Here is a 20,493-nt window from a genome sequence, read left to right on the forward strand (position 1 = left end):
ACGCCGAGCCTAGAGCCTGCGGGGGCACGGGACTCATGCGATCCTCCCCAGGTCGGCCCGGTGCACCGGGTGTTCCAGCGCCGCGCCCCGCGCGTAACGGGCCAGCTCCTCGACGGCCAGGGCGCCGAGCCGCCCCACCTCGTTGCCCTGGGCGCCCGCCAGGTGCGGGGTGAGGAAGACGTTGGGCAGGTCCCACAGCGGGTGGTCGTCGGGCAGCGGCTCGGGGTGCGTCACGTCCAGGACCGCGTCCAGCCGCCCGCTGACCAGGTGTCCGGTCAGCGCCTCGGTGTCCACCAGCGGCCCGCGCGCGGTGTTGACGAGCAGGGTCCCCGGGCGCATCAGGGCGATCCGGCGGGCGTCGATGATCCCGCGCGTCTCGGGGGTGTCCGGGGCGTGGACGGTCACCACGTCACTGGTCGCGACCAGGGTGTCCAGATCGGCCGGGGTGACGCCGAGCGACCGCGCCTCGGCCGCGTCGACATAGGGGTCGTGGAGCAGCACCTCCGCGTCCAGGACCCGCAGCAGCTCGATGACCCGGCGGCCGATCCGGGACGCCCCGACGACGCCGACGGTCAGTCCGTGCGTGCCGAGCCAGTGCTGGCGGTCGAGGTCGGCGTGGGTGCGGTGGGTGCGCCGGGTGCGGAAGAGGCCGGCCAGCGGGAAGACCCGCTTGGCGCCCATGATGATCGCCGCCAGGGTGAACTCGGCGACCGGCACGGCGTTGGCGGCGGCGGCCGAGGAGACGACCAGCCCGCGGTCGAACGCGACCGGGGACAGGAAGGTCTTCACCGTGCCGGCCGCGTGGATCACGGCCCGCAGCGAGGGTGCCCGGTCCAGTAGTCCGGCATCGACCGGCGGACAGCCCCAGCCGGTGAGCAGGACCTCGGCGCGGCCCAGCGCCGCCGCGGCCTCGGGGGAGTCGAACTCGCTGATCGCGGACGGGGTGAGGAGGTCGGCGGTTTCCTCGAGGCGGGCCCGTACGGGTGGCGGAAAGACGTCGTCGAGCAGACCGGGGTTCATGACCAGGACCGTGCGCGGTCGTCGTGGGGACGCGGCCGCAGCATCGCTACCGGAATGAGCCGGTGCCTCTTCGGTGGTTCGCACCCTGCCTCCGGATAGTAATCGCGTTCTATGGAATGACCGGCACGCTAAGGAGCGTGATGGTCGACCGTCAAGCTCCCGCCCGCATCAACTGTCCGTTTCACTCGCATATTTGTGGACTGTTGACGCCGGATTCGACCATTGAAGGCGATGCGGATCGCATGGTGTTCGTTCTGATCCCTTGACGCTTGGGTTAACCGCTTACTAACTTGCGGCCCCAGAAGGCCCACCACGCGCCACCCAGCCGAACAGGACGCACCAATGGCTGAAACAGCACCCCCGTTGCCGCGGGAGAAACGGCGACCGAAGGCCGAGACGCCCGCCCCGTCCACCACCGGGGCCCCCGTCGCACAGCACCGGCTCACGCTCCGCCAGAGGCTCAAGCGGGACCGGGTGATGCTGCTGCTCACCCTGCCCGGCCTGCTGTACTTCGTCGTCTTCCACTACGTCCCGCTGCTCGGGTACGTCGTGGCGTTCCAGGACTACCAGCCGTACCTCGGCTACATGCACAGCGTCTGGGTGGGGTTCGCCAACTTCTCCGCCGCGTTCGGCGAACCGGCCTTCTGGTCCGCGACGTTCAACACCCTGGAGATCGCCCTCGTCCAGCTGGTGTTCTTCTTCCCGATCCCGATCGCGCTGGCCCTGCTGCTCAACAGCATCGCCAGCGACCGCGTCAGGCGCTTCGTGCAGAGCGTCGTCTACCTGCCGCACTTCATCGGCTGGGTCATCATCGTCTCGATCTTCCAGCAGATCCTGGGCGGCGCGGGACTCCTGCCCGACGTCCTCGGCGGCATGGGCCTGCCGCGCTACGACATGATGAGCGACCCCGACGCCTTCCCCTGGCTGCTGACGCTCCAGGTGGCCTGGAAGGACGCCGGCTGGGGCACGATCATCATCCTCGCCGCGCTGCTTAACATCGACAAACAGCAGTACGAGGCCGCCGCGATCGACGGCGCCGGACCGCGACGACGGCTGTGGCACGTGACGCTGCCGGGCATCGCCCCCGTCCTCATCCTGCTGTTGATCCTCAACCTCGGGCAGATCCTCTCCGTCGGCTTCGAGCAGATCCTGCTCCAGCGCGACGCGGTCGGCCCGGACGCCGGTGAGGTCCTCGACACCTACGTCTACTACCACGGCATCAAGGACAACGACTGGGGCGTCGCCGCCGCCGTCGGCCTCGTCAAGGCGGTCATCGGCACCGCACTCGTCCTGGGCGCGAACAAGTTCGCCCACCGACTCGGCCACGAAGGGGTGTACCGCGGTGCTGACCGCTGAGAAGACGCGCGCCACGACGAAATCCACCGCACCGGCGCCCCGCCCCGCCCCCGCCCGGAAGTCCGACGGACGGCCCCCGTGGATGGAACGGCCGACCCGCCTCGGACAGACCGCCAAGGCGGTCGCCATCGTCGTGGTCGTCCTCGCCGTCGCCTACCCGCTGGTCGGCGTGATCGGCACGAGCTTCGCCTCGCAGACCGACATCATCAAGAGCTCCGGCCTCGTCCTGTGGCCGGACCACCCCACCCTGGACGCCTACCGCACCATCTTCACCGGCGGGGTCGTCACCCGGGCCCTGATCGTCTCCGTCGGCATCACCGTCCTGGGCACCCTCGCCAGCCTCCTCGTCACCGTCGGCATGGCCTACGGCCTCTCCCGCCGCGACGTCACCGGCTCCCGCTTCATCCTGATGACCGCCCTGTTCACGATGCTCTTCAACGCGGGCATCATCCCGAACTTCCTGCTGGTCAAGGGACTCGGCCTGTACGACACCTACGCGGCGCTCGTCATGCCCACCCTGGTCAGCGCCTTCAACCTGGTCGTCCTGCGGTCCTTCTTCATGAACCTGCCGGACGAGCTGTACGACGCCGCGAAGGTCGACGGAGCGGGTGACTTCCGCATCCTGGTCCGGATCGTCCTGCCGCTGTCCAAGGCCGTCCTCGCCGTGATCAGCCTCTTCTACGCGGTGACGTACTGGAACGCCTTCTTCAACGCGCTCCTGTACCTCAACGACTCCGACAAGTGGCCGCTGCCGATGGTGCTGCGCACCTACGTCCTCCAGGGCCAGAGCCTGAACGCCGCCTCGGCGGGCGAGGCGCTCGCCCCGCAGCAGGCCGTGCAGATGGCCGTCCTGGTGATCGCCGTCGTACCGATCCTCTGCGTCTACCCGTTCCTCCAGCGCTACTTCACCAAGGGCGTGCTCACCGGCGCCATCAAGGGCTGAGAAACCGCCCGACGGCCTTTCGAACGCAACCGCCGCCCCCCACTCCTTCCTTCCCCTCTCCCAAGGAGATCCAGGTGTCGAGCTCCACCCCCATCAATCGCAGAGCACTCTTCCGCATGGGCGCGGGCATCGGTCTGGGCCTGGCCGCCGCCCCGCTGCTCGCCGCCTGCGGCGACGGCGGCGCGACCGCGAAGGCGGAGGCCAAGAGCGCCTCGCTGCTGCCCGACACCGCGGTCCGCAACATCGGCCTCGAACCCGATCTGGCGGGCACCGCGACCGGTGTCCCGCAGGGCTTCTTCAAGTACCCGGCCAAGCCGCTGCGCGCCACGAAGGGCACCCCGCTCAAGGGCGCGAAGCCGATCAGCGCCACGCTGGAGACGTTCTCCCCGCCGCCGCCCTCGCGCGGTTCCAACGTCGCCTGGCAGGAGATCGAGAAGCTCCTCGGCGGCCGGGTGGACATCACCGCCGTCCCCGCCGACGACTACGGCACCAAGTTCTCCACCATGGTCGCCAGCGACAGCCTGCCCGACCTCTTCATGTACCCGGAGAGCGGCGGCGTCGACAACAAGGCCGCCTTCCTCCAGGCCAAGTGCGCCGACCTGACCCCGCACCTCGCCGGGCACAAGATCAAGGACTACCCGAACCTGGCCGCGATCCCGAAGGGCGCCTGGCAGGCCGCGATCTTCGGCGGGAAGCTGTACGGCATCCCGATCGCCCGCACCGGCACCGGCGGCGCCGGCTTCTACCGCCACGACCTGTTCGAGGAGGCCGGCGTCACCAGCCTCGACCAGATCACCGACCTCGACCGGTTCGTCGAGTTCTGCAAGGAACTGACCCGGCCCAAGAAGGACCAGTACGCCATCATCGCGGGCGCCACCACCATGCTCGCCATGTCCGCGGGCGCGCCCTCGGCCTGGCGGCTGGACGAGAGGACCGGGAAGTTCACCCTCGACCTGGAGACGCCGGAGTACCGCAAGGCGGTGGAAACCGCCCGGCTGCTGTACAAGGCGGGCTGTTTCTACCCCGGCACCCTCCAGATGTCCGGGGCCCAGAAGGCCCAGTACACGGACATGTTCAAGAACGGCAAGGGCGCGTACGTCTACGACGGCATGCCCACCTACCTGGCGCCCGGCGTCGGCTACATCGCCGCGATGAAGGCGATCGACGAGAAGTACGACCCGCGCCCGTTCGTCCCCTTCGGCAAGGACGCCGTCACCTGGATGGACAACGTCAAGCTGGAGAACACCCACGTCAAGAAGGCGGACGGGGACCGCGTCAAGCAGGTCCTGGCCCTCGCCGACTTCGCCGCCTCGCCGTTCGGCAGCCAGGAGTACACGCTCATCAACTACGGCGTCGAGGGCAAGGACTTCACCCGCGACGCCCGGGGCAACCCGGCCCTCACCAAGCAGGGCACCCAGGACGTCACCGTGCCCTGGAAGTTCATGGCCTCGGCGGTCCCCGCGATCTTCAGCGCCGACTCCGAGCAGGGCGTCCGGCACGTGCACGAGGCGTTCACCAGGATGATTCCGATGATGGTGCCCGACCCGACGCTCCAGTACTCCTCGCCCACCTGGGACTCGAAGGGCACCGGCAGCCTCTACACGCTGAAGCAGGACGCGCTCAAGGACATCGTCGCGGGCCGCAAGCCCATGTCCGCCTACGACCAGCTCGTCAAGGACTACCTGGCCAAGGGCGGCGAGCAGGCCCGCGGCGAATTCGAGGAAGCCTTCCAGAAGGGGAAGAAGTGACCACGACACGACGCACGGCCCTCCGGCTCGGCGGTGCGGCGGTGGCGGCCGCCGTCGCCGTGCCCGCCCTCGGCTCGCCCGCCGCCGCCCGGTCGCACGGCTTCGACCCGCGCCCCGGCTCGGACGGCGTCGGCGACCCGCTCTTCCCGACCCTCGGCAACGGCGGCTACCAGGTCGTCCACTACGACCTGACCTTCGACTTCACCCCGGTCACCTACGACTTCACCGCCACCGTGCGGATCGAGGCCAGGGCCACCCAGGACCTCTCCTCGTTCAACCTGGACACCGACGGCCACACCATCGACTCCATCACCGTCGCCGGCCGACCCGCCACCTGGGAGATCTCGCCCGGAAAGAGCGGCCAGGAACTCACCGTCACCCCGGCCCGCCCGCTGCGCGACGGCCGGGCGTTCACCACCGAGGTGCGCTACCGGGGCAACGGCAAGGCACCCCGACTCGGCCTGACCGGCTGGAAGTTCGGCACCGACGGCGGCTTCGCCTCCGCCGCCCAGTCCTCCCGCGCCGACACCTTCCTGCCCTGCAACGACACCCCCTCCGACAAGGCGACCTGGACCTTCCACATCAGCGCGCCCGAGGGTTACGTCGCCGCCGCCAACGGCGAACTGCTCCACAAGTCCCCGCGCGCCGACGGCTCCACCGTCTGGCACTTCGCCCTGCGCGAGCGCATGGCGACCGAACTCATCGGCATCGCCGTCGTCAAGGGCACCTACCTGTACGGCACCAGCCACCGCGGACTGCCGCTGCGGCACATCGTCCCGCAGGGCCGGGAGGACGAGTACGCCCCGATCGTCGCCCGCACCGCGGACCATCTCGCCTGGCTGGAGGCGAAGTTCGGCCGCTACCCGTTCTCCGTCTACGGCGTCCACATCTACGACGGCTACACCGACGCCCTGGAGAACCAGACCCTCTCGCTGTTCTCCACCAACTGGTTCAAACCCAACGCCAACGGTCAGCCCGGCTACGAGACCACCATGGTCCACGAGCTGGTCCACCAGTGGTTCGGCGACTCCGTCACCCCGAACGACTGGCAGCAGGCATGGCTCAACGAGGGCCCCGCCGTGTACTACGCCGGGGTGTACGGCGAGGAGCGCGGCTGGTCGGTCCTCGAAGACAAGATGAAGGCCACCTACGCCAAGCTGGACGCCGTCCGCGCCGCCGACGGCCCGCCCGGACTGCCCGGGGCACTGGGCGGAACCAACATCTACGACGGCGGCGCACTCGTCCTGTACGCCCTCAACAAGCAGGTCGGACAGCGGAGGTTCGACCGGATCATGCGCGAGTGGGTGCGGCGTTTCAAGGACTCCACGTACACCAGCGAGGACTTCATCCGGCACGCCGTCGACGTCACCGGCGACAGGTCCCTCGACCCGTTCCTGCGCGACTGGCTCTTCGGGGCCGTGAACCCGCCCATGCCCGGCCACCCCGACTGGAGGGCCACCGCGTGAACCGACCGGTGAACGTCGTACGAACAACCGTCGCCGCCGCCTTCGCCGCCCTGCTGACCGGGCTCCTCACCGCCCCGCCCGCCCAGGCCGCACCCGGACCCCGCACCCTGTACGCGGCCCCCGACGGCCGGGGCTCCTCCTGCACCGCCGCCCGCCCCTGCACCCCCGGGGGCGCCCGCGACCTGGCCCGCACCGAGACCGGCCGCGACGTGCGCGTACTCCTGCGCAACGGCACGTACGAGCTCGACGAACCCCTCGTCCTCGGCGCCGCCGACTCCGGGGGCAACGGCCGCACGGTCACCTGGACCGCCGCCCCCGGTGCCCGCCCCGTCCTCTCCGGCGGGCGGGACCTCACCGGCTGGCGGCAGAACACCGACGGCACCTGGACCGCCGACGTCCCCGCCGGCGTCACCCCCCGCCAGCTCTTCGTCGACGGCAGGCGCGCCACCCGCGCCCGCGGCGAGTCCTGTGCGGCGAGCACCTGCGACGCCACGAAGGCCGGCATGACCGGCGCGACCGCCACCGGCATCGCCACCTGGCAGCGCCCCACCGACGCCGAGGCCGTCATCCGGATCCGCTGGCGCAACTACCACTGCCGGATCACGGGCGTGAACGGCGACGCCATGACCTTCGCCCAACCCTGCTGGGCCAACTCGGCGAGCGGCACCGACCGCACCGGGCCCTCCTGGGACTCCACCACGGTCGACTCCGCCCGCTACAGCGGCGTCGCCTTCTTCGAGAACGCCCCCGAACTCCTCGACGAACCAGGCGAGTTCGTCTGGAACTCCGAGGCCCGCACCGTCACCTACCTGCCGCGCCCGGGCGAGAACATGCGCCGCGCGCGGACCGTCACCCCGCACACCGAACGACTGCTCCTCGTCGACGGCGCCCACGACATCACCGTCAGCGGGATCGGCTTCGCGTACGCGGCGTACCGCCGGCCCGGCACCGACGAGGGCTACGCGGGCACGCAGGCCGGTCTCACCCTGACCGGCGCCACCGGCCCCGTCGACCACGCGGGCCGCTTCTACACCAAGCCGGCCGCCGCGGTGACCGTCCGCGGCGGACGGAACATCGCCATCGACGACGCCCGGTTCGACCGGCTCGGCGGGGCGGGCGCGATCCTCGAAGCCGGCACCAGGGACAGCTCCCTGACCCGCTCGTCCTTCACCGACCTGTCCTCGGGCGCCGTGTACGTGGGCGACACCGAGCCGATGCCCGGGGCACAACGCGCGGGGGAGCGGAACACGGTCGCGTACAACACCATCTCCCGCACCGGCGTCGAGTACACCGACTCGGTGGGCATCTGGGCCGGTTACGAGGCGGAACTGACCGTCGACCACAACAGCCTGGACCGACTGCCCTACTCCGGGATCTCGGTCGGCTGGGGATGGAACCAGCCCGAGGCCCAGAGGTCCGTCCTGCGCGACAACCGGGTGACGGACAACCGGATCACCGACGTCATGCAGGTCGCCCGGGAACAGCACGACGGCGGCGCGATCTACACCCAGGGCGCGCAGCCGGGCACGGTGATCTCCGGCAACTACATCAACCGCTCCGCCTTCGGCAACACCGAGCGCGACGGCAACGGCATCTACCTGGACGAACAGTCCTCACACATCCTCGTTGAGAAGAACGTGGTCACCCGCGTCGGCTACAAGTGGATCTCGAACTGGGCGGACTACGGCATCCGGAACACCGCCCGGGACAACTGGACCGACACCGCGGCACCCGCGCTCGGCGGCACGGGCTCGGTCATGACGGACAACCGCACCGGCCTGGACCGGCTGCCCGCCGAGGCCCTCGCCGTCGCGGGACGGGCGGGCGCCCGCGGCGGCCCGGTCGAGCAACTGCGCACCGACCTGGCCCGCACCGGCACCGCCACCCAGTCCTCCACCGAGGGCACGGCGGGCCCGGAACTCGCCCTGGACGCCGACACCACCACGGACACCCGCACCCGGTCCGAGGCGGGCGCCCGGTGGCAGGTCGACCTGGGCGACGAGCGACGCGTCCGCCGAATCGAGATCTGGAACGACTCCTCCGCCACGACCGCCGATTTCGACGTGGTCACCGACGACACGACGGTCCACGTCGACGGGAAGGCGCTGCGCCCGACGGTCCTGGACCTGGACAGCCGCACCCGTACGGTGAGGATCGTGACGTCCGGCACCGGACGCGTGGCCCTCTCCCAGGTGCTCGTCCACCCGTAGCCCCCCGCGATCCACGCCCGTCCGGCGCCACCGGTCACACCACCGGCGGCGCCGGACGACCGCCGTGCGCCGGTCAGCGGCGCAGGAACGCGCCGATCCGCTCCTGCAGCCCCCGCGGATCCAGCCCGTGGGCGGCCAGGTGCTCGTCCAGCTGCCCGTACCTGCGCAGCTCGGCCCGCCCCACGCCGAGCCCCAGCACCCGGTGCGGCAGCTCGGCGAGGGCGTCGTTCGCCGCGGCCGTGGACGTGCCCGTCAGGTAGGGCTCCACGACCACCACGTCGGCGGCGTCCTGCCCGCCGACCGCCCGGCGCAGCCCGGCCCCGTCGAACGGGCGCACCGTGGTCGCGTACAGCACGGTCACGTCCAGCCCCTCGGTCGCCGCGAGAACGTTGTCGAGCATCGGCCCGACCGCGACCACCACCCCGCCCGTCCCCTCCCGCACCGGGAGGAACCCGGCCCCCGCACCGACCGGCCGGGCCACCGCGTTCGACTGCAGCGACAGCCGCACGTACACCCGGCCCTCCCCGGCCGCGGCCTCCCGCAGCAGGGCCTCGGCCTCGTCGGGATGGCCCGGCACCTGGACCGTCCACCCCTCCAGGGTGTCCATGAGGGCGACATCGCCCGGCGCCATGTGGGTGAAGCCGCCGGCCGGCCAGTCGTACGAGGCCCCCGCGCTCACCAGCACCCCGCCCACCCCCTGGTGGCCGAAGTCCAGCTTGACCTGCTCGAACGGCCGCTCCACCAGGAAACTGGCGAAGGTGTGCACGATCGGCCGCAGACCGGTGAGCGCCATTCCCGCGCCCGCCCCGATCAGCAGCTGTTCCCTGATGCCGACGTTGACGACCCGGTCCGGATGGGCCCGTTCGGCCCGGGCGAAGCCGTCACGGCTGATCTCGGCCAGCACCAGGGCCAGCCGCGGGTCCTCGTCCAGCAGCTGTGACGTGGTCGAGATGAAGCGGTCACGCATCGTGTCCATGTGAAGTGTCCCTCTCCTGCATCGCGGTTTCGGTGGGGCCTCGCTCGTCCGGAGCGCTCAGTCCTTCGGGTCGACCCGGGCGACCACGGCCCGCGGCCGTCCGGGGTGCGGCGCGGTGAAGGCCGCGTACAGCGCCTCGTGGTCCCGGCCGTCCACGGACTCGACCGACCAGCCCGCGGCCTCGAAACGTGCCGCGATCCCGCCGGGCCGGCCGTGGGACGACGAGGCGTTGTCGATCACCACGGTGTGCAGCTGCTCCAGCCCGGCCGGGCCGGCGTAGGCGATCGCCTCGTGATTGCTGCCCTCGTCCAGCTCGGCGTCGCCGATCAGTACCCACACCCGGGGGTCGGTGAGCCCCTGGGCCCGCAGCCCGAGCACGCTCCCCACGGCCAGCGGCAGCCCGTGCCCCAGCGACCCGCTGCCGATCTCCACCCCCGGCACCAGCGTCCGGTCCGGGTGGTGCCCGAGCGGCGAGTCGTACGACCCGAACCCGGGCAGCAGCTCCTCGCCGAAGAACCCGTGTGCGGCCAGGACGGCGTAGTACGCCATCGGCCCGTGCCCCTTGGACAGCAGGAACCGGTCGCGGCCGGGCGCGTCGACGGTGTCGGGCGTCACCCGCAGCACCCGGTCGTACAGCACCCACAGCACGTCCAGCGTGGACGTGGCGGCGGGGCCGTGCTTCTCGTCCCCGGTCATCAGGCCCATCAGGCGGTTCATGTCGTGGTGGTCGAAGGTCCGTGCGGTGGTCGTGTTCGTCATGGGACCAGCGTTGAACATCAAGCTTGGTTGAGGTCAAGTGTCAAAGGCGTTCGTGACCACCCCGCCGAGTGCGGTATTGTTCTCATGCGCGTTCGGCCAGGGGAAACCCCAGGTCAGGCGGGCATCGGGACGTGGCGCAGCTTGGTAGCGCACTTGACTGGGGGTCAAGGGGTCGCAGGTTCAAATCCTGTCGTCCCGACTGTGCGGAAACGCAAGTCGGAGGCCGTTCTCTCATTCGTGGGAGGGCGGCCTTTCGTGCGTCCGGGAGTGTGGCGGTCGCAGTGCGGTCGCACGCCCGGGCCGGGGCTGGTACGCATGGCGATCGCCTCCGGGAGGAAGCTGTTGCTCCCCGGTGTGGATATCGGCCGCCCGGCCGCACCCACGTCATCACCGCCGCCCGCCGCGACCGCATCCTGGCCCACCTGCGTGCTGCCGGCCTCGGCGCCCCGGCCGACCTGGGCTTCCTCGGCCTGGACGACCCCGTGGCCGTCACCGGTTTCAAGGCCACCCGCGCTCGCAGGCTCACACCCGCCGAGAAGGAAGCCGACCGGGCCCTGGCCGCCGGAGGCGCCCCCGCGGAACGCGGCTTCGCCCACCTGAAGAGCTGGTGGATCCTCACCGGGCTCCGCACGGACCCCGCCCGCGCCGCCCACCTGTTTCGCGCTGCTCGTCCTGACGAACATCGAGGCCACCACCGACAATCGACCTCTACCGCAGGCAGCCCACGATCAGCGCATGCCCCCGGAACGGCGTCACCGGGCCGGGATCGGCTGGGTGAGGTTCACCGGGTTGCCGTCGGGGTCCTGGATGTGGGCGACGCGCTGTCCCCACGGCATGTCGTTGGGGCCGCTGCGGACCGAGCCGCCCAGCACCTCCACCCGGCCGAGGGTCTCGTCGACGTCGTCGACACCGATGCTGAGCAGGATCCGCGGTGCCGCCCCGGTCCCCGGGTCCGCTTTGGACACCACCCCGAGGTCGGTGTCGCCGATGCGCAGGCCGAGGTAGAAGGCCGGGCCTTCCGCCGGCACCCGGAAGATCTCCTCGGCGCCGAACAACTTCGTATGGAAGCCGAGCAGAACGTCCTGGTCGGCAGTCAGGATCACCGGCTGGATGGTGGACATGGCACTCCTGTCGAGAACGGTCGTGTCGCTGGGTAGACCGTTCGAGGACGGCGAACTCATCGGCAAAACCACCCCGCCGGACGATCTGCAACACGGACTGCTGCCCACGAACGGCCCGAGCACCCCGAAACGAGTCACGCCACCCCGCTGACCGGCCACTTCAAGACGGCGCCGCTTCACTACTGGTGAAACGTGTCAATGGCCCTCTCCCAACGCCACGCGTTCCAGGACGGATTAACGGAAACGGTACGCGCCGCATACCTCCGTGCCCGAACCCGCAGGATGTTGCTTCGGAGTCCGCATCCTCATGCCAGTGGAGCGGTCTTCCCTTTCCCCCGGGCTCTCGGCATCGTGTGGAGCGCATCACAGAACGTCTGTTCACGCGGGGTGCCGGGCCCCGGGTGCGCTTGCGCGCGCCTGGATGAGGGCGCCCCGGTGGCGGCCCGCCCATGAAGGAGAAACATGCCCGAATTCAGACAGCCCGGTTGGACCAGGGGCATCGCCCCGCTCGACGAGAGCGCCGGTGGCCGGGTGTTCGGGGGCGCGTCCCCGGTCGCCGCGACCCCGGCCGTCGTGGCCACCGCGAGTGCCGTGGTGGTCGCCTTCGCGGCCGGTGTAGCCGTCCGCGAGCTGGCCGGCGGTAGCGACATCGAGCTCCCGATGTAGGCGGCGGCACCCCGCCACCCGTATCGGCCGGGGAAGACGCCCGGCGCGTGGCCCGGACACCCGCCGCTCCCCCCGGGGCGGCCCGTCCCGACCCCTCCCGTCGGAGCCGTGTCCCGTCAGGGGCCGCCCTCGTCGGTTGCCGTACCCATGACGGCTCCACGACGCGAAGGCCGTCCGTCGGCCGGGTACGCGGCCGACGGCACTCGGCGCCCCGATCTGTGGGTCCGTCCCGTCGGCGCCGCCCGCCCATGACGTCACCCCACCGGCCGCCCACCAGCAAGGAGAAGTCCTTGAGTACCGCTTCGATACCGGCCGTCCTGTCCGAGACCGGTGCCCTGTCCGAGTCCGACCCCGGCCGGGCGCCGCTCGACACCGTTCCGGTCGCCTCCGTCACGTTCACCATGACGGCCTGCGTCGACATCTCGGTCTGCCTCACCGGAAGCACCACACAGCTCCCGCAGTAGGCCCGACGGGCCGCCCGCTGCGGGTGGCCCGGCACCTCATCAGTACCCGACACCTCACCAGTAGGAGAGTTTCATGAGCAGATCCTCGGCTCCGGCCGTCCTGACCGCGACCGGTGCCCTGACCGAGTCCGACCCCGGCGTGACGCTGTCGGCCCTCGCGCCGGTCGCCGCGACCCCGGTGGCCATCGTGGCCGGCGTGGGAGTCGCGTTCCTCGCCGGTTACGCGGTTGGCCGCACGGCCGGGAGCGACATCGAACTCCCGATGTAGTCGCGTTTTCCCCGACACCAGACCATTTCGTTCCATCACTCCAGTGAGGAGAACCCTGTGAGCACGTCTCCGACACCGGCCGCCCTGCGCGGTGCCGGCGGTCTGTCCGAGTCCGACCCCGGCCGGGCGCTGTCGACCTTCGCACCGGTCGCCGCGACCCCCGGGGTCGTGGCCGGCGTGGCCATCGGCGTCGCCCTGGTGAACGCCTTCGTCGCCGGTTACAACTACACCGGCAGCGATATCGAGCTCCCCATGTGAGCCCATTGCGCCGTCCCCGTCCCCGGTGGGGGCGCCCCGTGAACGCGGCGGCGTCCCAGGGGGCGGTGGGCCGCCCCGGCGGCACGGGCGCCGAGCGGTAGGCCCGTCGCCCCCGGCCCCGGCACGGGGAGCCGCGGCCACCGTGCCGGGGCCGGCCGGAAGCGACGGTGCGTGGGTGACGTGGGGACGAGCGCCTCCAGGGCGGTCGCCCGCCCATGCCACCACCACGCCCGGACTCACGGCCCGGCCCCGGCACGCACGGACCCCGCACGGCACGAGCCCGGTCCGGCAGGAACCCGGTACGACCCCGGACAGCACCCTGCCCGGCCCGCCCGGCCCGTGGGACCCCGTACCGGCCCGGAAGCCGCCCGCCACCCTCCGCCCCGTCACCCGTCACCCCGACACCCCCGCCTCCCACCGGCGGCCCGACCTCGTTCGTCCCCAGCACGGAAGGCCCGTCCATGCCCTCACGCCCCACCCGACCGAGTGGCCCCCGCAGACAGCGGCCGACGCTGCGCGCGGTCCTGTCCGCCCTGCAAGGCCCCGTCCCCCTCTCCCGCGAGCAAGCCATGGGCGCCTCCGAGCGGCTGGCGGCGGCGACGTCCCTGCTGTCCAGCGTCGAGCACCTCGCGCGCCGCCGGGAGCACCGGTCGAGCCGGCTGAACGAATGGGCCATCTCCCGCGACGCGTACGCCCGTTACGGCAGGCCCTTCCGCAAGCTGCTGGACCTGGCCTCCGACGAGCGGACCAACCGGGCGCTGCACGCCGGACGGGTGGCCGCGAGCGCGGCCCTCATGCTGCCCGGCAACGGCCGGTGGCGCGGGGCCGCCACCCTCTACCTCGGCGTCAGCGGGGCGTTGCTCTACCCGGCCGAGCGCTACGGCACCGACGGCTCCGACCAGGCGTCCACCATGGTGCAGACCGCGACCGGGCTGGCCAGACTCGCCTCCTCGTCCCGCACCCAGGACGCCCTGATCTGGTACGTCGCGTTCCAGGGGAACCTGTCCTACCTGATCTCCGGCTGGGTCAAGCTGCTCGGTCCCGACTGGCGGTCGGGGGCCGCGCTGGCGGGGGTGATGCGGACCAAAACGTACGGGCACGAGGGGGCCTGGAAGCTGACCCGGCGCTACCCGCAGGCGGCCCGCGCCCTCGTCTACGGTGTGCTGGGCCTGGAGTGCCTGTTCCCGGTGCTCTACCTGAAGGGCGGCCGGCTGACCCGCCCGGTGCTGAGCGGCGCCGTCCTCTTCCACATGGCCAACGGCTACGTCATGGGCCTCGGCAGGTTCCTCCCGGCCTTCGCCGCGATGCACCCGATGGTCGCCTACACCAGCACGCCGCGCAGCCACCCGGCGGTGGCGGGCCGCGACGACACCATGCCGGCCACGGTGGCCCTGCTGGCGGCGGGCGGCGCGGCCGTGCTGGGGACGGTCGCGGTGGCCCGGCGGCTGCGCGTCACCGACACGCCGCACGGCGGCTCCGTCGTCACCACCCGGCACGGCAACGAACTGAGCGTGCAGAGCACCCTCGACGGCCGGAGTACGGACCCGGTGGTGGTCTTCGTCCACGGACTGGGCGCCTGCCCCGCGTACTTCGCCTGGATCGTCCGCGCCCTCGGCGGCGGGGACCGGCAGTGGCTGATGTACAGCAGGGCCGGCTACGGCCCCAGCCGGCGCCGCGCGGACGGAGAGTACACGCTGGAGGAGTCGGTCGACGACCTGGTCGACCTGATCGACGCGGCGGTCCCCGAGGGGCGCCAGGTGGTGCTGATGGGCCACTCCCTGGGCGGCGAGATCTCCCGCCGCGCGGCGGTCAGGCTGGGCTCCCGGGTGAACTCCGTCGTCTACGTGGACAGTTCGCACCCCGGCCAGCTCACCCGGTCGGCGCAGCAGGGCGCGACCGCGCCGCGGATCGGGGAGGGCCTGCGCACCATGGCCATCAGCCTGCGGCTGGGGTTCGGGGCGCTGATGCGGACGCCCGAGCCGGTCGCCAACCTGCCCGAACAGGTGCGGGACAAGGTCAGGATGGAGTTCGCGGACTCCCGCGTGTGGACCGCCGCGGTGCGTGAGTGGAAGGCCGTCGAGCAGGACTTCCCCTCCTTCACCGGGCCACTCGACGCGCTGGACACCCACGCCCTGGTGCTCTCCGCCCAGCGGACCGTGGACCGCGACCCCGAGCACCTGCTGATGCACAAGGACCTCGCCGACGCCCACAGCGGGGACCGGACCGTCCGAAACGTCGTCATCGAGAGCGCCGACCACGACGGCATCCTCACGGACCCCCTTTACGCCGCCGAGACGCTCCGCCACCTGCTGGCCTTCCTGGCCGACACCGCCGGGCGGGAACCGGGGGCCGGGCCCGGACCCCTGACCGGGACGGAGCCGTCCGGCCGGACCGCCGCGTCCGAGGAGGAGAACCGATGAGCAACCCCCGTCTCCCGCGCGCCACGGGCTCACTGCTGACCCGCGCCTTCGGCGGCACGGACGGCAAGGTCCGCCTCGTGGCCGGCCTCACCTTCCTCGGCGCCGTCTGCTGCCAGCACCCGCACCCGTCCTTCGGCCGGGTCCAGCGGCTCGACCCGCTCTCCAGCATCTTCCCCAACTGGCGCTTCTTCGCCCCGACTCCGGCCCAGCACGACTTCCAGTTCTACTACCGCACCCTCGACGAGGCGGGCGAGACCTCCGACTGGTCCGCGCTGGAGGTCATCCAGGGCCGCCGCGCCCGCCAGTTCGTCTGGTTCCCCGAACGGCGCAGCGAGAAGGCGGTGTACGACCTGGGCAGCGAGATCCTGCGCGTCCTCGACCGCGGGTTCGAGGTGGCCGTGACCCTGCCCTCCTTCCGTATCCTGCGCAAATTCTTCCGCGAGGAGATCGAGCGGTCCGGCACGCCGGACGTCAAGGGCTTCCAGTTCGCCCTGGTCCAGAACTCGGGCTACGACGAGACCGAGGAGCCCGAGATCCTCTTCCTCTCCCCCTACACACCGATGCGCGAGACCGCGGCACCGGCGCGAGAAAGCGAGACCGTATGAGCACCGCCGCCCCCTCCTGGGCCTCCGTGGCCACCGCCCCCGATGTCCAGGACATCGGCTACGGAAGGGTGTTCGCCGACTTCTACGACCGCCTGCTGCCCCACGACGGCTCCGCCGAACGCACCGCCGAGGTCCTCGCCTCCTGGCACCCCGGCGGAGGCACCCTCGAACTCGGCGTGGGCACCGGACGCGTCGCCGTCCCGCTTGCCCGGCTCTCCGGCGAGGTCGTCGGTGTGGACTCCTCGCCGGAGATGCTCCAGCGGCTGTGCGAAACCATCGACGCCACCGGCGCCCCGGTCACCCCGGTGCACGGCGACATCCGCACCTACGCCGACGACTCCCGGTACGGGCTGGTCTACTGCGTCTGCGCCACCCTCTCACTGATCTGCGACCCGACGGAGCAGCGGACGGCCGTCGCGCGCGCGGCCCGGCACCTGGCACCCGGCGGCACCCTCGTCGTGGAGACCCACAACCCCGGCTTCGTGACCGCCCTGCACGAGGGGCGCGCCCGCACCTCCTTCTTCATTCCCTACGCCGAACCGGGCACCGGCGTGCAGACCTACTCCACCCTGATACCCGGCGGGCTCTGGCACGCCTCGCACCTGGTGCACGAGGGCGGCCGGGTGAGCATCGGCACCGAGATCACCCGGCTCACCACCGCCGAGGACGTCGACTCCTACGCCGCCGACGCCGGTCTCGTCCTGGTGTCCCGGCAGGGCGACTGGGCGGGCGGTCCGTTCCTGCCCGAGGGGAGCGGCGTCCACATCAGCCGCTACCGGCGCCCCGCCTCCGGTGAGGAGCGGTCATGACGGCCACCGCGGCGGCGTCCGGCGGCGCCGTGCGGAACCTGACGCGCGGGCAGTGGCGGCTGCTGCTCGGGGGCACCGCCCTCGGACTGCTGGGCGTGGTGTGCACCCTGACGCAGCCGGTGCTGCTGGCCGACCTGATCAGGAACGCCGGGGACCACCGCCCGGTGGTCGGGATCGTCGTGGCGCTGGTCGTGCTGTTCCTGCTGGACGCCGTGCTCTCCGCCGCCCAGGGCTGTCTCATCGGCAGGGCGGGGGAGAACATCGTCCGCGACGCCCGGGTCCTGCTCTCGGGCAAGGTGCTCCGGGCCGACTGCGCGCACCTCGACACCCGGCGCCAGGGCGACCTGCACACCCGGCTGGTCGCCGACACCTCCCTGATGAAGATCGCGCTCACCCAGAGCCTCGCCCAGATCGTCCTCAACGGGCTGATCGTGGTCGGCGCCGTGGTGATGATGGCGTTCACCGACATCTGGCTGCTGCTGGTCGCCGTCGGATGCCTCGGTATCGCCGGGACCGGGTCGGTGTGGCTGGCCCGCGCGCTGCGCCGGGCCGCCCTGGCCAACCGGGAGGACACCGGCGACTTCGGTGCCGACCTGCAGCGCGTGCTCGCCGCCCTGACGACGGTGAAGGCCGCCAACGCCGAGGGCCGTGAGCAGCGCCGCCTGGCGGAGTCCGCCGACCGCGCCCGCGTCTCCGGCAACCGGGTCACCGTGCTGAACGCCATGTTCACGCCCGCGCTGAATGTCGGTCTCCAGGCGTCGCTCGCCGCCGTGATGGGCATCGGCATGGCCCGCGTCGTCACCGGCTCCATCAGCCTGGCCGACTTCTCGGCGTTCACGATGTACCTGTTCTACCTGGTGTCGCCGCTGGTCCTGGTCTTCCTCTCGATCGGCACCTACCTCCAGGGCCGGGCGGCCGTCCAGCGCGTGGACGAACTCGACACCCTGCCGCAGGAGGACGAGCACCCGGCCGGCACCGCGGAGCCGGCCGGCAGCCGGACCGGCGCCCCCGCCGGCGACCCGGCCGCCCGTCCGGCCCCGCAGGGCGGCCACCCCGCGGTGGAGTTCCGCGACGTCTCCTTCGGCTACGGCGACCGGCCGGTGCTGGAAGGCGTGTCGTTCACCGTCCCCGCCCACGGGCTCACCGCCGTGGTGGGCGCCTCCGGCGCGGGCAAGACCACCGTCTTCCAGCTCATCGAGCGGTTCTACCGGCCCCGGGGCGGCGCGATCCTCCTCGCCGGCAGGGACATCGCCCACCTCCCGTCCGCCGAGATCCGCGGCCGGGTCGGCTACGTCCAGCAGGACAACGCCGCGATGCGCGGAACCCTCCGCGAGAACATCGTGTACGCCGCGCCCGACGCCACCGAGGCGGAGATCGCCGAGGCCGTCGAACTCGCCGGTCTCACCGAGGTGGTGGCGGAGCTGCCGGACGGCCTCGACACCCTCCTCGGCGACCAGGGCACCGGACTCTCCGGCGGACAGCGGCAACGGCTCTGCGTGGCAAGGGCGTTGCTCCAGAAGCCCGACGTGATGCTGCTCGACGAGGCCACCGCGCACCTGGACTCCGACGCCGAGGCGGCGCTGCGCGACAGCCTGCGCGGCATCGCCGGGCGGTGCGCCGTCGTCGCCATCGCCCACCGGATCTCCACGGTGGCCGAGGCCGACCGGATCGTGGTCCTGGACGAGGGCCGGGTGCGCGCCGTGGGCACGCACACCGAACTCCTCGGCAACGACGCCCTCTACCGGCGGCTGGCCGCCACCCAGCTCGCCGACGGCCCCCTCGGCGGACGCCCCGCGCCGGACCCCGTACCGGACGGGGCCCAGGGCGCGGTGCCGGGCTCCGGTCCGGTGCCCGAGCCGGTCCCGGCCGCCCTGCCGGGCGCGGGAGCCGTCCGGTGAGCACGGTGGAGGCGGCGGTCGTGGGCAGCGGGCCGAACGGGCTGGCCGCCGCGGTCACCCTGGCCCGCGCCGGACTGCGGGTGGCCGTGTACGAGGCCGCCGACACGATCGGCGGGGGACTGCGCGGCGCCGCGCTGTTCGACTCCGAGGTGGTGCACGACATCTGCGCGGCCGTCCACCCCATGGCGGTGGCCTCGCCGTTCTTCCGGGAGTTCGGCCTCGCCGGACGGGGCGTGCGGATGCTGCGGCCCGACGTCAGCTACGCCCATCCGCTGGGCGGCGACCGGGTGGCCCTCGCCCACCACGACCTGGACGCCACCTGCGCGGGCCTCGGCCCGGACGGGCCGCGCTGGCGGCGGCTGATGGAACCGCTGCTGACACACAGCGACGCCATGGTCGACCTGCTGCTGTCCGATCTGCGGAGCCCGCGCGGGCTGCGCGCCGCACCCGCCGTACTGAGCCGGGTCCTGCTCCACGGGACCCGGCTCGGCCCCCGCACTTTCCGCGGCGAGGCGGCCCCCGCGCTGCTCGCCGGGGCCGCCGCGCACGTCGTCGGCCCGCTGCCCTCGCTGCCCGGCGCCGGGGTCGGGCTGCTGCTGGCCCAGTTGGCCCATGGCCCCGGCTGGCCGCTGCCGCGCGGCGGCAGCCACCGCATCGCCGAGGCCATGGCCGACGACATCCGGGCGCACGGAGGGGAACTGCATACCGGGCGGGAGATCACCGACCTGCGGGAACTGGCGGGGGCGCGGGCCGTCCTGCTGGACATCGCGCCGACCGCGCTGCCCGACCTCGCCGGGGGCGCCCTGCCGCCCGGCTACACCCGGTGGCTGTCCCGGTACCGGTACGGCCCGGCCGCGGGCAAGGCGGACTTCCTGGTCTCCGGCCCGATCCCCTGGTCGGCCCCGGAGACCGGTCGCGCGGGCACCGTGCACCTGGGCGGCACGGCGGCCGAGGTCTTCCGCCAGGAGACCGCCAACGCCCGCGGCAAGGAGGGGGGTTCGCCGTTCGTCCTGGTCGTCGACCCGGCCGTGACCGACCCGGGGCGCGAGGTGGCCGGGCGCCGCCCGGTGTGGGCGTACGCCCATCTGCCGCACGGCAGCGCGCGCGACCCGCTGCCCGTGATCCGCGCGGCCATCGAGCGGTACGCGCCGGGCTTCACCGACTCCGTCGTCGCCCAACGCGGGCTGTCCGGACGGGACTACGCCGCCTACAACCCCAACTACGTGGGCGGCGACATCGCGACCGGGGCGATCGGCCTGCGGCAGACCGTGTTCCGGCCCGTCCCCCGGTGGGACCCCTACCGGACCCCGCTGCCCGGCGTCTACCTCTGCTCGGCGGCCACCCCGCCCGGACCCGGCGTGCACGGCATGTGCGGCCTGCTCGCGGCCCGGTCGGCGCTGCGCCGCGAGTTCGGCCGGCCGCTGCCCGTGCTCGGCCCGGTCGATGCGGGAACCCCGGCCGCATGACGACCCGGCCCGGCCGGTGCCGCCCCGGCCCCGGCCCCGG

Annotated in this window: 18 protein-coding genes and 1 tRNA gene; 15 read left to right on the forward strand and 4 right to left on the reverse strand. The window is 72.4% G+C overall.

Annotated features, from left to right (window positions below; all coding sequences use genetic code 11):
• Positions 1-33: 33 nt before the first annotated feature.
• Positions 34-1,020 (reverse strand): hydroxyacid dehydrogenase, encoded by a 987-nt coding sequence (locus tag ACFYW1_RS12865; RefSeq protein ID WP_388990864.1) that lies wholly within the window; start codon positions 1,018-1,020, stop codon positions 34-36.
• Positions 1,021-1,362: 342 nt separating this feature from the next.
• Between ACFYW1_RS12865 and ACFYW1_RS12870 the strand changes: the two genes are divergently transcribed.
• The 5 genes from ACFYW1_RS12870 (at position 1,363) to ACFYW1_RS12890 (ending at position 8,743) form a co-directional block, all read left to right on the forward strand.
• Entirely contained in the window at positions 1,363-2,376 is a 1,014-nt protein-coding gene (locus ACFYW1_RS12870) for an ABC transporter permease (protein ID WP_388990867.1), read from the forward strand.
• Between the two features lie 82 nt (positions 2,377-2,458).
• Entirely contained in the window at positions 2,459-3,319 is an 861-nt protein-coding gene (locus ACFYW1_RS12875) for a carbohydrate ABC transporter permease (RefSeq protein WP_388990869.1), read from the forward strand.
• 74 nt (positions 3,320-3,393) lie between these two features.
• The gene (locus tag ACFYW1_RS12880; protein ID WP_388990871.1) at positions 3,394-5,067 is read left to right on the forward strand and encodes an extracellular solute-binding protein; all 1,674 of its coding nucleotides are present in this window, start codon (positions 3,394-3,396) and stop codon (positions 5,065-5,067) included.
• Positions 5,064-6,533, forward strand: a complete 1,470-nt coding sequence (locus ACFYW1_RS12885; RefSeq protein ID WP_388990873.1) for a M1 family metallopeptidase — start codon at positions 5,064-5,066, stop codon at positions 6,531-6,533. The genes ACFYW1_RS12880 and ACFYW1_RS12885 overlap by 4 nt, the downstream gene beginning before the upstream one ends.
• Entirely contained in the window at positions 6,530-8,743 is a 2,214-nt protein-coding gene (locus tag ACFYW1_RS12890; RefSeq protein ID WP_388990876.1) for a right-handed parallel beta-helix repeat-containing protein, read from the forward strand. The genes ACFYW1_RS12885 and ACFYW1_RS12890 overlap by 4 nt, the downstream gene beginning before the upstream one ends.
• Before the next feature lie 73 nt (positions 8,744-8,816).
• Here ACFYW1_RS12890 and ACFYW1_RS12895 read toward each other — a convergent pair whose 3' ends face one another.
• Together ACFYW1_RS12895 and ACFYW1_RS12900 are read right to left on the reverse strand one after the other, a co-directional pair.
• Positions 8,817-9,719: a transketolase family protein gene (locus ACFYW1_RS12895; RefSeq protein WP_388990878.1), complete on the reverse strand. Its 903-nt coding sequence runs from the start codon at positions 9,717-9,719 to the stop codon at positions 8,817-8,819.
• 57 nt (positions 9,720-9,776) lie between these two features.
• Entirely contained in the window at positions 9,777-10,478 is a 702-nt protein-coding gene (locus tag ACFYW1_RS12900) for a transketolase (RefSeq protein WP_388990880.1), read from the reverse strand.
• 125 nt (positions 10,479-10,603) lie between these two features.
• On the opposite strand from ACFYW1_RS12900, the gene ACFYW1_RS12905 reads away from it, so the two are divergent.
• A tRNA-Pro gene (locus ACFYW1_RS12905) sits at positions 10,604-10,677 on the forward strand.
• Between the two features lie 553 nt (positions 10,678-11,230).
• Here the strand turns inward: ACFYW1_RS12905 and ACFYW1_RS12910 are convergent.
• Positions 11,231-11,599 carry a VOC family protein gene (locus ACFYW1_RS12910; RefSeq protein ID WP_388990882.1) on the reverse strand — a complete coding sequence of 123 codons (369 nt, stop codon included), beginning with the start codon at positions 11,597-11,599 and terminating at the stop codon, positions 11,231-11,233.
• Between the two features lie 462 nt (positions 11,600-12,061).
• Between ACFYW1_RS12910 and ACFYW1_RS12915 the strand changes: the two genes are divergently transcribed.
• From ACFYW1_RS12915 to ACFYW1_RS12955, 9 genes are all read left to right on the forward strand, one after another.
• Positions 12,062-12,265 (forward strand): hypothetical protein, encoded by a 204-nt coding sequence (locus ACFYW1_RS12915; protein ID WP_388990884.1) that lies wholly within the window; start codon positions 12,062-12,064, stop codon positions 12,263-12,265.
• 290 nt (positions 12,266-12,555) lie between these two features.
• Positions 12,556-12,729 (forward strand): hypothetical protein, encoded by a 174-nt coding sequence (locus ACFYW1_RS12920; protein ID WP_187439020.1) that lies wholly within the window; start codon positions 12,556-12,558, stop codon positions 12,727-12,729.
• Between the two features lie 73 nt (positions 12,730-12,802).
• On the forward strand, positions 12,803-12,997 hold the full coding sequence (locus tag ACFYW1_RS12925) for a hypothetical protein (RefSeq protein ID WP_356932529.1): 195 nt from the start codon (positions 12,803-12,805) through the stop codon (positions 12,995-12,997).
• Positions 12,998-13,054: 57 nt separating this feature from the next.
• Positions 13,055-13,255 (forward strand): hypothetical protein, encoded by a 201-nt coding sequence (locus ACFYW1_RS12930; RefSeq protein WP_283855167.1) that lies wholly within the window; start codon positions 13,055-13,057, stop codon positions 13,253-13,255.
• A gap of 569 nt (positions 13,256-13,824) precedes the next feature.
• Positions 13,825-15,675: an alpha/beta fold hydrolase gene (locus ACFYW1_RS12935; protein ID WP_388991416.1), complete on the forward strand. Its 1,851-nt coding sequence runs from the start codon at positions 13,825-13,827 to the stop codon at positions 15,673-15,675.
• Complete coding sequence (locus ACFYW1_RS12940; RefSeq protein ID WP_356932527.1) at positions 15,672-16,280, forward strand: hypothetical protein; 609 nt, start codon at positions 15,672-15,674, stop codon at positions 16,278-16,280. The genes ACFYW1_RS12935 and ACFYW1_RS12940 overlap by 4 nt, the downstream gene beginning before the upstream one ends.
• Positions 16,277-17,089 carry a class I SAM-dependent methyltransferase gene (locus ACFYW1_RS12945; RefSeq protein ID WP_388990887.1) on the forward strand — a complete coding sequence of 271 codons (813 nt, stop codon included), beginning with the start codon at positions 16,277-16,279 and terminating at the stop codon, positions 17,087-17,089. The genes ACFYW1_RS12940 and ACFYW1_RS12945 overlap by 4 nt, the downstream gene beginning before the upstream one ends.
• Positions 17,086-18,987, forward strand: a complete 1,902-nt coding sequence (locus ACFYW1_RS12950) for an ABC transporter ATP-binding protein (protein WP_388990890.1) — start codon at positions 17,086-17,088, stop codon at positions 18,985-18,987. Before ACFYW1_RS12945 ends, ACFYW1_RS12950 begins: the two co-directional genes overlap by 4 nt.
• On the forward strand, positions 18,984-20,453 hold the full coding sequence (locus tag ACFYW1_RS12955) for a phytoene desaturase family protein (protein WP_388990892.1): 1,470 nt from the start codon (positions 18,984-18,986) through the stop codon (positions 20,451-20,453). The genes ACFYW1_RS12950 and ACFYW1_RS12955 overlap by 4 nt, the downstream gene beginning before the upstream one ends.
• The last annotated feature ends 40 nt before the right edge of the window (positions 20,454-20,493 follow it).

The organism is Streptomyces sp. NPDC002669 (assembly GCF_042889165.1).
Taxonomy (GTDB): Bacteria; Actinomycetota; Actinomycetes; order Streptomycetales; family Streptomycetaceae; genus Streptomyces.